General features: G+C 71.4%; 12 protein-coding genes. 9 read left to right on the forward strand and 3 right to left on the reverse strand.

The annotated features are described in order from the left end of the window. Positions 1-34 precede the first annotated feature (34 nt). Positions 35-1,285, forward strand: coding sequence for an acyl-CoA dehydrogenase family protein (locus DP107_RS06595; protein ID WP_144261366.1), 1,251 nt, complete (start codon positions 35-37; stop codon positions 1,283-1,285). A gap of 245 nt (positions 1,286-1,530) precedes the next feature. Then, the gene (locus DP107_RS06600; protein WP_144261367.1) at positions 1,531-1,905 is read left to right on the forward strand and encodes an Hsp20/alpha crystallin family protein; all 375 of its coding nucleotides are present in this window, start codon (positions 1,531-1,533) and stop codon (positions 1,903-1,905) included. A gap of 77 nt (positions 1,906-1,982) precedes the next feature. Here the strand turns inward: DP107_RS06600 and DP107_RS06605 are convergent, their stop codons facing one another. Both DP107_RS06605 and trpB read right to left on the reverse strand, forming a co-directional pair. Further along, positions 1,983-2,810, reverse strand: a complete 828-nt coding sequence (locus DP107_RS06605; RefSeq protein WP_144261368.1) for a DUF6159 family protein — start codon at positions 2,808-2,810, stop codon at positions 1,983-1,985. A 205-nt stretch (positions 2,811-3,015) separates the two neighbouring features. Continuing rightward, a complete protein-coding gene (gene trpB, locus DP107_RS06610; RefSeq protein WP_144261369.1) occupies positions 3,016-4,182 on the reverse strand; it encodes a tryptophan synthase subunit beta in 1,167 nt (388 codons plus the stop codon). 381 nt (positions 4,183-4,563) lie between these two features. Here trpB and DP107_RS06615 point away from each other — a divergent pair, with 381 nt between their 5' ends. From DP107_RS06615 to DP107_RS06640, 6 genes are all read left to right on the forward strand, one after another. Next, on the forward strand, positions 4,564-5,268 hold the full coding sequence (locus tag DP107_RS06615; RefSeq protein WP_144261370.1) for a hypothetical protein: 705 nt from the start codon (positions 4,564-4,566) through the stop codon (positions 5,266-5,268). A 127-nt stretch (positions 5,269-5,395) separates the two neighbouring features. After that, on the forward strand, positions 5,396-5,701 hold the full coding sequence (locus DP107_RS06620) for a hypothetical protein (protein ID WP_144261371.1): 306 nt from the start codon (positions 5,396-5,398) through the stop codon (positions 5,699-5,701). A 53-nt stretch (positions 5,702-5,754) separates the two neighbouring features. Further along, positions 5,755-6,465, forward strand: coding sequence for an SDR family NAD(P)-dependent oxidoreductase (locus tag DP107_RS06625; RefSeq protein ID WP_202877360.1), 711 nt, complete (start codon positions 5,755-5,757; stop codon positions 6,463-6,465). Between the two features lie 43 nt (positions 6,466-6,508). Continuing rightward, positions 6,509-6,922 carry a dCTP deaminase/dUTPase family protein gene (locus DP107_RS06630; protein ID WP_144261372.1) on the forward strand — a complete coding sequence of 138 codons (414 nt, stop codon included), beginning with the start codon at positions 6,509-6,511 and terminating at the stop codon, positions 6,920-6,922. Between the two features lie 88 nt (positions 6,923-7,010). Beyond that, positions 7,011-8,498 (forward strand): radical SAM protein, encoded by a 1,488-nt coding sequence (locus DP107_RS06635; protein WP_144261373.1) that lies wholly within the window; start codon positions 7,011-7,013, stop codon positions 8,496-8,498. 1 nt (position 8,499) lies between these two features. Further along, positions 8,500-9,225: a class I SAM-dependent methyltransferase gene (locus DP107_RS06640; RefSeq protein ID WP_144261374.1), complete on the forward strand. Its 726-nt coding sequence runs from the start codon at positions 8,500-8,502 to the stop codon at positions 9,223-9,225. A 91-nt stretch (positions 9,226-9,316) separates the two neighbouring features. On the opposite strand, the gene DP107_RS06645 is transcribed toward DP107_RS06640, so the two are convergent. Beyond that, positions 9,317-11,386: a hypothetical protein gene (locus tag DP107_RS06645; RefSeq protein WP_144261375.1), complete on the reverse strand. Its 2,070-nt coding sequence runs from the start codon at positions 11,384-11,386 to the stop codon at positions 9,317-9,319. A 161-nt stretch (positions 11,387-11,547) separates the two neighbouring features. Between DP107_RS06645 and DP107_RS06650 the strand changes: the two genes are divergently transcribed. Beyond that, a complete protein-coding gene (locus DP107_RS06650) occupies positions 11,548-12,870 on the forward strand; it encodes a hypothetical protein (protein WP_144261376.1) in 1,323 nt (440 codons plus the stop codon). Positions 12,871-13,007 lie beyond the last annotated feature (137 nt).

A 13,007-nucleotide genomic window follows, 5' to 3' on the forward strand; every position in this document is an offset into this window, starting at 1 on the left:
ATCAATTTAGGTGGCCGGAGCCGGATGGGTACGCATGGAGTACCACGACTCCGAGAAAGCAAAGGAGGTCGCGAGCCGCGTCGAGGCGTTCATGGACGAGGTGGTCATCCCGCGCGAGCGAGAGGCGCTGCGGACCGGCGAACCCGTCACCGAGGACGAGCTGGAGGAGTTCTGGGAGATGGCAAAGACGCGGGACCTGTTCGCGCCCCAGGTCCCCGAGGAGTACGGCGGGCAGGGCCTGGACTTCAGCGATATGCTCCCCTCGTTCGAGCAGGTCGGGCGGTCGCTGCTGGGTGCCCTCTCCATCCGCGCGAACGCCCCCCAGGAGGGGAACATGCACACCCTCGAGATGGTCGGCACGGAGGAGCAGAAGGAGGAGTGGCTGCGCCCGCTCGTCCAGGGCGAGATCTCCTCGGGCTTCTCGATGACCGAGCCGATGGGCGGCGGCGGCTCCGACCCGAAGATGCTCCAGACCACCGCCGTCAGGGACGGCGACGAGTGGGTCATCAACGGCCACAAGTGGTGGACCTCCGACGGGCTGGATGCCGACTTCCTGCTCGTGATGGCCCGGACGGACATGGACGCCCACCCGTACGAGGGCACCTCCATCATCCTCGTGCCGACGGACACCCCGGGCGTCGAGATCGTCCGGAACGTCCCCCATCTGGGCGGCCACGACATCACCGAGCGGACTGGCGGCCACGCCGAGATCAAGTACAAGAACGTCCGCGTTCCGGTCGAGAACACGGTCGGCGAGGAGGGCGAGGGCTTCCGGGTCGCACAGATGCGCCTCGGCGGCGGCCGGCTCACCCACTGCATGCGCTACTCCGGGATGGCCGAGCGCTCGCTCGACATCGCGAAGGCGTACCTCGAGGAGCGGGAGGCGTTCGGCTCGGACCTGTCCGAGAAGCAGTCGCTGCGCCACCGCATCGCCGAGGCCGAGACGAAGCTCCACATGGCCCGGACCGGGGTCCGGCACGCGGCCCGCGAACTCGACCAGTCCGACGCCCGCATCGAGGTCGCGATGTCGAAGGTGTACACCGCCCGCGTCACCAACGAGATCATCGACCTCGCGCTGCAGGTCTGTGGCGGCAACGGCATCGGCAAGGACCTGCCCATCGCGCACTTCTACGAGCACGTCCGCGCGTTCCGCATCGTCGACGGGGCCGACGAGGTCCATCTCCGCTCCATCGCCCGCGACGCGTTCGAGGACGTCGACCCGGCGGAGGTCGACACGGCACTCCGCTTCGACGAGGAGTGCCGGGCCGACGTGCTCGACGACTGAGGGCTCGGTGACGGCGGTCCTCCGGGTGGGTCGTCGGGAGCCGTCCGGCTCCCCGCCGGAGTCCGCGGATACGGACCCGTGCAATCGTTTCCCCGGTCGCTCGTCGACCACTGCAGGACACCCTGGAACCCCTCTGGCCACCGCAGCAGGTGTGTGATTCAGCAGTAAGTCACAAACTACCAGTTCTCAAATAGGATTTTAGTCCACCGAGCGACTAACAGCGGATGCAATCGAGGTGACACATGATGGCGCTACCGACTGGACCGACAAGCAGCTGGATGCAGGGGCTCGACCTGCCCTCTCGGGTCTTCGGTGACGCCGGCAGTACCGACTACGAACTGTACGAGGAGGAGGGGGAGTTCGTCCTCACGCTGGAGCTCCCCGGCTTCGACCGCGACGATATCGAGCTCGCGTGGGATGACGGCGTCCTGAACGTCTCCGCCGACCACACGGAGGAGGACCGTGGGCGGAAGAAGACGTACCACCGTCGGTTCCGCTTCCCCAAGCAGGTCGACGAGGACGCCATCGCCGCGAGGTACAACAACGGCATCCTCGAGGTCACCCTCCCCTTCGCGGCGGGGGACACGGCCCAGGGGACTCCCATCCCCATCGAGGGCTGAGCGGTAGGACCCGCGGTTCCGGTTCTCGACGCACGTTTTTCGGCCGGCTCGACCCTCGGCGGTAGGGACGAGGCCGCCTACCGCGACCCCGTGCCGGCGGCCTGGAAGTCGACGTTGTCGAACTGCTGGGGGCGCTCGCCCTCCGTGGCGTAGACGTACAGCGCGGTCTTTGCGACCGACCCGAGCGTCGTGCCGAACAGGTAGGCCAACAGGACGACCGGCACGGCGATGGCGATGGCACCGATCAGCCCCAGCCCGCTACCGCCGAGGACGAAGAACGCCAGCGCGGCGACCGCCAGCCCCGCAAGCGTGAACAGCACCGTCACGATGCCGACGCCGAAGCTCGCGCCGGCGGTCTCGCCCCAGGTGTTCCTGAACGTCTCGCCGGAGCGCTCGAACATCTCCCGGACGGAGACCGCCTCGAAGACGATGACGGGGACCACGAAGTAGGTCAGGATGCTCCACGCGACGCTGAACAGGACGGACGCCAGCTCGGCGAGCGGGTTGTCCGTGCTCTCCAGGGCGTTCAGTACCGTCCCGACGACCGCGGAGATGACCGCCCAGGCGAGCAGCGGTCCCCGGTTCCGCCAGGCGGCCGCCAGCCCCTCGCCCAGCGTCGGGTCCCGGCCGTGGAACACCTCGCGGGCGTTATGCATCAGCGCGGCCGAGAAGAAAGCCGCGATGAAGGCGGTCCCGAGGTAGACGAGGAACAGCGCGGCGTACATGACCATCCCGGGGTTCGGGCCCGTCAGGAGGAGTGCACCGCCGAGGATCAGGGCGAGATAGATGGCGCCGGCGACCCCCGAGATGGCCGGGAACACCGCGAGGCTCGGCTCGTCACGGAGGACATCGAGGCTGTCCATCGACAGCGCCCAGCCGGTCTTGAGTCGGGTGAGGAATCCCATTCGCGTCGGGACTGTGACGGCTCCGGAGATAAATCTTCGCGGCAGAGCCGTGACGGCGAGGATACCGATGAAGCCGGGTCCTTTCTGGAGATATATGGCTGTTTGAGGGATAATGGCACGATACGTCGAGTTGTCGGGTGGATTCCGTGGTAGGACTGTCGTGGCAGCGCTGGACGGGCGGTGGCCGAACTGCAGCAACGGGGGGTTAGCTCAGGTCGAACTGCTCGGCGGCGGTCCGCATGTCCTTGTCGCCGCGGCCACAGAGGTTCACCAGCAGGGTGTCGTGGCGGTCCGCCTCGGCCAGTTTGCAGGCGAGCGCGATGGCGTGGCTCGGCTCCAGGGCGGGGATGATGCCCTCGGCCTCGCTGAGTTCGCGGAACGCGGCCAGCGCCTCCTCGTCGGTGATGCCGTGGTACTCCGCGCGGCCGAGTTCCTGGAGCGCGGCGTGCTCGGGGCCGACGGCGGGGTAGTCGAGGCCGGCGGAGACGGAGTGGTTCTCCGTCCCGTCGTCGATGACGCGGGTCCGCATCCCCTGGAACACCTCGGGGTCCTCGCGCTCGGTGGCCGAGAGCGGGGCCGAGTGCTGGCCGGAGTTCAGCCCCTTGCCGGCGGGCTCGGCGCCGTAGAAGGCGACGTCGTCGTCCTTGAACGCGTGGAACAGGCCGATGGCGTTGGAGCCGCCGCCGACACAGGCCACGCAGGCGTCCGGCAGGTCACCGTGGAGCTCCTGGACCTGTTCGCGGGCCTCGCGGCCGATGACCGACTGGAAATGCCGGACCATCCGCGGGAACGGGTCCGGGCCGACGGCGCTCCCGACGAGGTAGTGGGTCTCGTCGGTGCGCTCGATGAGGTCCTCCATCGCGGCGTCGACGGCCTCCGCGAGCCCCTCGTTGCCGCGCTCGACGGGCTCGACGTCCGCGCCCATCAGCCGCATCCGGAACACGTTCATCTCCTGGCGCCCCATGTCGTGCCGGCCCATGTAGACGGTCGTGTCCATATCGAGGAGGGCGCCGACCATCGCCGTCGCGGTGCCGTGCTGGCCGGCGCCGGTCTCGGCGATGAGCCGCTCCTTGCCCGCCCGCTTGGCGAGCAGCGCCTGTCCGAGCGTGTTGTTGAGCTTGTGAGCGCCGCCGTGGAGCAGGTCCTCGTGCTTGAAGTAGATCTCCGTGTCGTAGCGTTCGCTGAGCGTCTCAGCGTGGAAGACGGGCGTCGGCCGGCCGCCGAAATGCTCCAGCAGGGACTCGAACTCCCGCTGGAACGCCTCGTCGTTCTTCAGCTGGTCGAACGCGCCCGCCAGCTCCGCGAGCGGCTCCTCCAGCGGCTCCGGAACGTGTCGCCCGCCGTACCCCTCGAACGTGCCTTGCTCTGCCATACCGATGGGCCCGGGCGCCTCCGGCTAAAACGTACTGCACGGGGCGACGCCCGCCGGCATCGCACGGGGTGTGGACCGGGAACCCGGTCACTCACGGCCCGTCTGCCGGCTCGTGACGGTCGTTTCGGTGGCGTGGTGGGTTGGATAAACGTCCCGGCCTATCCGGGCAACAGCGCTACCGGCCGCGATACGCACGTACCACCCGAGCGGAAGGAGTCGCGGGGAGCGGGGCCGGTGGGTTCGGGTCGACCGTGGCGGCCGCGACGTGGACTCGGGCGGTGTCCGTCCCGAACCGCCTCTGACATAGAGTGGTACTCGCTGGTATAGAGTGGTCTTCTATGCCCAAAGTTTATCCATACCGCTGTCGTATAGCGGAGTATAATGGCAGAGAACAGTTCGCCGTTCGGAATCGCGTTCGAGGCACAGCGCAGTGCGATCCAGACCACCCAGGAGGCCATCCACACGAGCGTGGCGGTCCAGCGCGAGGTCAACGGGGCCGTCGTCGACTCCATCGAGCCGACGCGCGAGGTCTCGGACAGTGGCGCGGACCTCGTCCGCTCGGGCATCGAGGCCTACCTCGACGCCGTCGAGGCGGCGCTCCCCAGCGACCAGGAGGTCGTCGGTGATCTCCGCGAGAGCATCGACGAGCAGCTCGACACCATCGCGGAGAGCCGCGAGGAGGCCGCCGACCAGTTCGAGGAGAACCTGCGCGAGGGCGCCGACTCCGTCGACGAGTTCATGTCGGACCTGCTGGAGAGCCTGGACGAGCAGATCGACTCCCTGCTCGAGTCCACCGATGACCTCGAGGACAACACGGTCGAGGCCCTGGAGGACCTCCAGAGCCAGGTCGAGGACCTGCAAGACGAGTTCGAGGAGCGCGGTGACGAGTTCGAGGACCAGGTCGCCGAGGGGCTCGACGGCGTCCAGGACGGCTTCCAGGACGGCGTCGGCCAGCTGACGGAGTCCATCGAGGACGCCACCGAGCAGCTGGAGGACGCCGCCGCCGACCTGCAGGAGCAGGTCGACGAGATCTCGGAGGACGTCCAGACCCAGGTCGAGGACGTCTCCGAGGACGTCAGCGCCTGAACGCGCGACGGCCACAACGCTCCCCGTCGTTCCCGTCGCCGGACGCCCGCCCGGCGTCGCCCCCACACCGCGTAGCGGCCGCGCCGCAGGTCGTGACCTTCTCGGTCCCCGCCCCGCAGGCCCACCTATGGCCGACGAGTCCGAGCGCGACCCCGAGGCGACCCTGGAGGAGTGGAAGGCGTCGATGAGCGAGGAGCACGAGCGGGCAATCGCCGAGCCGGACCCCGACGCCGACCACGCGGTCGAGGGGGTCGTGCAGGTGAGCTACCGCGTCGGCTACGACTACGACCCCGAGGAGGGGCTGGTCGTCGCGAGCGAGGCACAGGTCGACGAACGTGGCGAACCGGAGCTGCTCGGCTGTTCCTGTGGCGTCCGCGGGATGACCCGCGAGGAGGCCCGGGAGCACCTCGCTGCCGCGGCCGAGGGCGACTGACCCGGGCGAGCGCCGGGGGAAACGGCTACGACGGCGGCGGCCGAACGCGGTACGTGACCGAAACCGAGCCGACACTGTACGATTCGCTGGAGGGGCAGGTGGCGCTGGTGACGGGGGCGACCCGCGGTATCGGGGCCGCCATCGCTGCCGAGCTGGCGGCCCTGGGTGCGACCGTCTACGCCGGCGCGCGCGATACCGACGACGTGGACGCGCCCGACCAGCAGCCGGTCGAACTGGACGTGACCGAGGAGGCAGAGATCGCCGCCGCGGTCGACCGGGTCGACGGCGAGGCCGGTCGCCTCGATGTTGTCGTTAACAACGCGGGCGTGTTCCCGCGCTCGGGGCCGCTCCACACGACGGACACGGCCGACCTGGACCACACGCTGGCCGTGAACCTGCGGGGCCCGACGCTCGTGGCGAAGCACGCCCTGCCGCTGCTGCTCGAGCGCGAGGGTGGGCGCGTCGTCACCCTCTCGTCGGGACTGGGGCGGTACACGAGCGGCGAGATGGGCGGGGACTACCCGCCGTACCGGCTCTCGAAGGTCGGCGTCGGCGGGCTCACCGCCTACCTCCACGGCGAGTACGCCGACGACGGGCTGCTGGCCAACGCCGTCTCCCCGGGCTGGGTCGCCACGGACATGGGCGGCGACGCGGCCCCGCGGTCGCCGGAGACGGGCGCCGAGACGCCGGTCTACTGCGCGCGGTTCCGGCCCGGCAGCCCCGCGGGCCGCCTCTGGAAGGACCGCGAACGCATCCCCTGGTGAGGTCCCCCCGACGCTTTTCGCCGCGCCGACCGTGGCCCCGCATATGTCACTCGCCGACCGCGTCGACGGCATCGTCCACGAGAGGACCCAGACAGCGGGTCCGGGGCTCGACCTGACGGTCGACGCCGTCCACGCCCTCACCGCACCCGGCGCCATCGACTTCGGCGGCGGCGAACTGGACCCCGCCGAGACGACCCCGCTGGACACGGTGAAGAACGACCCGGACGAGGACTACGGCTGGTGGACGCTCTCGCCGGGGACCTACCTCGTCACGTACAACGAGTCGCTGACGGGCGAGGAGCCGGTCGTGCTCCAGCCACGGGACGCACTGGTCGAACGGGGCGCGAGCCACCCGACGCTGCACGTCCGGCGGCTGCCACGGGTACCGCTGACGGTGCCCGAGGCCGGCCTCCACCTGAAGGAGAACGCCCGGGTGTCGACGCTGGTCGAGCGGTGATGGCCACCGGCACCGGTGCCGGCGCGGTCGTGTAGTTTCGGGGCGAACCTGGGCAACTATTATTGTGAGTCGGTCGACCCATATTCCCATGTCAGGTACCCCCAGGGTACTGGCCGAGACGACGAGCCTCTGTCCCGACTGCCTCGAGCGGATCCCCGGCCGGTACGAGGTCCACGAGGACGGCGACGACGAACACGTCGAACTGGCCCGGGAGTGTTCCGACCACGGCCACGCCAGCCGGCGGGTCTGGGGGTCGGTCGACCACTGGGAGTGGGCCCACGAGATGGCCGGCGGGGTCGCCCCCGAGCCGGCGCCCGAGGAGGAGTTCGTCGTCGACAACGACCACGCCTGTCTCGCGGTCGTGGAGGTGACCGAGAGCTGCAACCTCTCCTGTTCGTTCTGCTTCGCCTCGTCCAGCCCCGAGGGCGCCCACCGGCCGACCGAGGAGGTCGTCGACCTGCTGGAGACGGTCAAGCAGGACGGCGAGCCCCGGCCGGTCCAGTTCTCCGGCGGCGAGCCGACCGTACGGGACGACCTGCCCGAACTGGTCGAACTCGCGCGGGATATGGACTTCACCCACATCGAGGTGAACACGAACGGCATCCGCCTGGGCACGGAGGAGGGGTACGCGGGGCGGCTGGCCGACGCCGGCGTCACGGCCATCTACCTCCAGTTCGACGGCCTCAGCGGCGAGGCCAGCGAGGAGATCCGCGAGGTCGATATCATCGAGGAGAAACGGCGGGCCGTCGAGGCCTGCCGCGAGGCTGGCCTCCCGGTCGTGCTGGTCCCGACCGTCGTCCCGGACGTCAACGACGACGAGATGGCCGACATCGTCGAGTTCGCGATGGACAACCTGGACGTGGTCGAGTCGATCAACTTCCAGCCGGTCGCGCAGTTCGGCCGGTACGAGGAGCACGGCGGCCGCTTCTCGATGGACGAGGCCGCCCGGACCTTCGCCGACCAGATGCCGGGGCTCGGCACCCGTGACTTCATGCCGATTCCCTGCTGCTCGGCCACCTGCCAGATGGCCAGCATCCTGGTCCGGGACGACGACGGCGAGGTCTCATCGCTCGCGCAGTACGTCTCCCCCGAGCTCTACCAGCAGATGTCCTCGATGATCGGCGAGGAGCAGTGGCTGGAGATGATGGCCGGGACCGACCTCGGCGGGGACGCGGTCTGCTCGGCGGTCGGCTGCTGTGGCGACGATGCCACCCCGATTCCGGGGGTGCCCGACGAGATCCTCGAGATGTTCGGCGACGTGCTCGCCGTCTCCTTCACCGGCTTCATGGACGTCGACGTCGGCGACGCGGGGAAGCTCTCGAACTGCTGTGTCTCCGTTCCCACGGAGAGCGGGGAGCTGGTGCCGTTCTGCGCCTACAACATGACCACCGACGACGGGGAGTACGCCATCCGGAACCGGAACGACTGGGGCGGTCGTGACGCCGTCGGCGCGCCGACCTCCTTTGCCGACCGCGCCACGGAGGCGGCGGCGGCGGACCTGCCCGACCCCGAGGCCGACGCGCTGGACGCCGACCCCGGGGAGACCACCCACTACCTCGCGGAGGACGACGACTGAGATGAACCCGCTGGAAGCCGCGCTGTCGAACCCCTGGGCCGCGCTCCGGGCGGTCACCGACGACCCGCTGCATCCGGGCGGTGCGGCGGCGACCGGTGAACTGCTGGACCGGGCTGGCGTGGGCGCCGGGACGCGCCTGCTGGACGCCGGCTGCGGCGGCGGGGAGTCGCTCGCACTCGCCGCCGAGCGCGGCGCACGGCCGGTCGGTCTGGACCGCGACCCCGGACTCGACGACGGCGTGCCCGACCTGCCGGTCGTCCGCGGGGACATGCTGTCGTTCCCGGTCCGGGACGACGCGCTCGACGTGGTCCTCGCAGAGTGCACGCTCTGTCTCTCCGACGATGTCCCGGCCACGCTCGCCGAGGCCCGACGCGTGCTCGACGAAGGGGGTCGACTCGCCCTCTCGGACGTCGTCACCGACGGCGAGTCGCCGGAGCTGCCGCCGTTCATCGCGGGCGCGCTCTGTCTGACCAACGGGACGGACCGCGACCGCGAGCGGCTACGCGAGCGCGTCGAGGACGCCGGCTTCCGCGTCGCCGAGGTCCGGGACCACCGCGAGGACCTGTTGGCGATGCGCGAGCAGGTCGGCGAGGCCGTCGACATCGAGGGGCTGGTCGCCGCCGCCGGCGGGGACGCCGCGTCCCTCCGCGAGCAGGGGGCGAAGCTGGGCCGGCAGGTCGAGGACGGGACCATCGGCTACGTCTCCGTCGTCGCCGAGGCCGTATAGGAGTTGTATCAGCCATAACCCGGCTATATACGGTATATCCGCCCGAACAGCCGTTCCGTACGTATGTTTCGGGGGCTCGCGTAGAACCGTCTCACAGCGTCTCGGCGTCGAGCGCCTGCTCCGCCCGACGCTGGAGCTGCGACAGCCGGCGGTCGACCGCGTTCGCGGTCGTCCCCGGAACGTTCCCCCGGGCCGATGAGAGCGCCTCGCCCACCCGTTCGAGCCGGGTTACGACGGCCCGGAGCTGCTGGTCGGCCCCCTGCCCGTCGCCCTGTTCGGCGCGCTCGAGCGCCGCGGCCGCCGCGCGCTGTACCGCGTCCAGCGCGGTCGCCAGCCCGCCGGCAGCCCCCGACGGCGTGGGTCGGCTCCCGCCGCCGGGGGTGTCGTCGTCATCGTCGTCCGGGTCCCCGTCGGCCGCATCGGCCACCGCGTCGCGTGTCTCGCCGGCCAACGACCCGAGGAACGCCGCCAGCGAGGCCTTCCCCGTCCGGGGGCGCTCGACGGTCACCGGGTCGTCCGCGTCGGGGTCGGGGTCGGGGTTGACCCGGAAGGCGCCCACCTCGTCGTCCGTGTCCCGGACCTCGGCGGTGTAGGCCCCCTCGCGGTGGACGTAGACGGCGTCGCGCCCCTCCAACCGGCTGTCGTAGATGCGGCCGCCGAAGTCGTCCTCGACGGCGGCGCGCCGGAGGTCGTCGTCGGTCCCCTCGGTGTCGATGCGGAGCTTCCGGGCGTCCTCGGTGGCGACCATCGCCACCGTCCCGGCCGCGCCCGCCGCGGTCGGGCCGTCGGTCGTCAGTCGCTCGCTGTGGGGCGCGCGGCCGGCGCCGTTGACCGTCAGGCGGTGTTCACCGGCGGACACGTCGGCGACGACGGCGCCCCGAGACGTCGGGACGGCGACCGGGTCGCTCTCGACGAGGGCGATGGATTCGACGGTCGGTTGCTCGGTCGTCACGCCCTCCCCGTCGGGGGCGTCGCCGTCGGGCGCCACGTCCCGGACGGCGGCGACCAGCCGGGCCGCCGGCCCGCCCTCGCCGATGGCCGCGTAGCGCTCGGCCAGCGTCGCGCGGTGGTTCGGGTCGCTGATGTCCTCCGCCGGGTTCCGGTAGCGGGACTGGTCCCACGGCGTTCCGGCGGTCGTGATATGGCTCGCGATGGCGTCCTCGACGAAGCCGGGGACGGAGAGCTCGAAGCTCAGCTGCGGGCCCGTGAACGCGTCGATGTCCTCCGCCTCGCTCGTCGGCACGAGGTCGTAGTCGATGTCGCCGCCAGGGCCGAGCGCCAGGCCCGGCACCCGCCCGGGGAGGTCGCTCGGGGGCTGTGCCAGCTCGGCGTACGACCGGACGGTGTGCTCCGGGGGGGCGAGGTGGCGCCGCTCGAACGTCGGCAGCGCCGGATGCTCGTACACCGGCGCACCGTCCAGCTCCGGGACGACGTACGGCAGCCGGAACGCCTCGTCGCGGGGGAGCCCGTAGGCGACCGGCAGCTCCGCGAGCGTCTCCACGACGCTCAGCGCCGCGTTGGTCACGTCGGCGGGCGCCCCGTCGATGGGGAGCCGCTGGAAGCTCTCGGCCAGCTCGTTCAGCGAGAGCGCGCTGGAGTGCGAGCCGAGCTCCGAGAGCACCCGCGGCTGCCGGGCCGGGTCGATGAACTCGTTGTTCGGGACCGACCGGGAGTGCGAGCTGGCGACGTACAGCTGCTGTATGTCCGACTCGGCGTCGACGAAGACGTGGAGGGCCTCCCAGTCGTGCCAGTGGAAGTTGGTCGAGAACTGGTCGAACGCCGAGTACCACCAGAACTGGATCACCTCCAGCGGCGAGTCCCGGTAGCGCCGGCCGTTGTAGAACAGCGTCGGCGCCGGCGGGTCGTCGGGGCCACCGGCGGCGAGGTAGCCCTCGACGGCGTCGAACCCGGCGACCACCCGCTCGCCGTCGCGGTCGGTCGCGTACGGCCGGGGGTCGGTCGGGAACCACGTCTCCGCGGCGTCGAAGTGCAGCGTCGGGGCGAACGCCTCCGCGAGTTCGGTCTCGCGGTCCGGGGGGAGCGGCTCCGTGGCCGCGGTCCCGTCGCCGCCGTCGGGGGTCGAACAGCCCGCGAGCGCGCCGAGAGCGCCGGCTCCGGCCGCCGCGAGCAGCGCCCGCCGGCTCGGTTCCGCACCGTGCATGCCCCCTCGTTGTCGGGCCTCTGGTATGCACCTGCCGGCCGATTGGGGCCGACCGCTTCGGTCACGGGGGCCGTCGGGAGCGCCGGAGCGGTGCGAGCACGGTGGCGGCGTCGGCCGCGCCCCCGACAAGACATTTACCGAACGGTCGAAACGGTCCCGCCATGCGCCGCCCTCCACGCCCCGGTGTGGCCGTCGCGGTCGTGCTCGCGGTGCTCGCGGTCGCGACGCTCGCACCCGCCGGGGCCAGCTCCCCGCCCCGACCCGCCTGTCCGGCCTGCGGCACGCTCTTCGAGCAGGCCGCCGACGACCGCGGTGCCGACGTGACCGTCCGCGAGAGCCGCGCGCTCGTCCAGGTCCACGCGAACGGCAGCGCCACGTGGACCATCCGGAACCGGCTGAACGCCACCGACGGCCTCGACGGGGGGACGCTGGACGGGATCGCCCGCGAACGCACCGACGGCTACGGCCCGCCCGACGATGCGACGCTCCGGGACGCCCGGCTCGAGGCGAACGTCGCCGTGGTCGTCCTGTACGACGCGGACGCGGCCGAGCGCCACGCCGGCCTGCTGATGGTCGACTACCTCAACGCCGACGGCGAGGGGACCGGTATCCGGATGAACGCCGACCTGTTCCGCGTCCGCGGTCCGGCCGGGACGGTCGTCACCAACGCGCCCGCAGGGGCCGTCAAGGACGGCCGCACCGCGGCCTGGACGGGACACACCGGCGACGCGGCGTTGGGCGCCCGGAAGGGCGTCGGCGAGGCGCGCGTCGTCATCGGGCCCGCATCGACCAGCGGCATCAGGACGAACGCCGCGCTCGCGCTGGCCACGCTCCCGGTCGTCATCGAGACGCTGGGACGCTTCGTCCTCGGGCAGACGTTCCTGTTCGCGCTGGGGCTCGGAGTCGCGGCCTACGCCGTTCGGGGGTCCGAACGGGACCCGACCACCCTCGGCGGCGGGTTCGTCGCCTGTGGCGTCGCGGCGGTGGTCGTCCCGGCTATCGTCTACGGGCCGGACTGGCTATGGATAACCGCGCCGGCGCTCGCCGCCATCCCGGTCGGGGTGGCCGCCACTCGCCCGGCGGTGCGCGAGCGCCGGTGGACGCCACGCTCGCTCGCGGTCGGCGCCGTCCTCGCGCTCGCGGGGGCCGCGGCCGCACTGTTCGCGCTCGAACTCGCCGTCGGTGGCTCCGGACCGCTCGGCACGACGATGGGGTCGCTCGCCGTCGCGGGCCCGCTGGTCGCCTGCCTCCCGCTCGGCGCCGCGCTCGCCCGCGACCGACGGACGGCCGCGGCCTGGGGCGGGGTCGTCGTCCTCGGGTTCATCGTGATGACGCTGACGATCGTCGACCCCGTCGACCCGCCGACCGGGCTCGGCGGTGGGGTCCTGCTGGCCTTCCTCTCCATCGCCGCCGTCGTCGGGCCCATGCTGTGCGCTCCGGTCCTCGCACTGGGACGGGCGCTGGCGACCCCGCGGGCGGAGTGACGAGCGGTCGGCGGTGCACGACGACGCGCGCTGGCACGTCGCGCGGCTCGATTGCCGGCCGTGCCCCGGGCGGTCCGCGAGTGCCCGGAGCGAGCCGAAGGGGCCGTGACGACCGTAACGCCCACCTGTTCCCGTCC

The organism is Haloglomus irregulare (assembly GCF_007421925.1).
GTDB lineage: Archaea > Halobacteriota > Halobacteria > Halobacteriales > Haloarculaceae > Haloglomus > Haloglomus irregulare.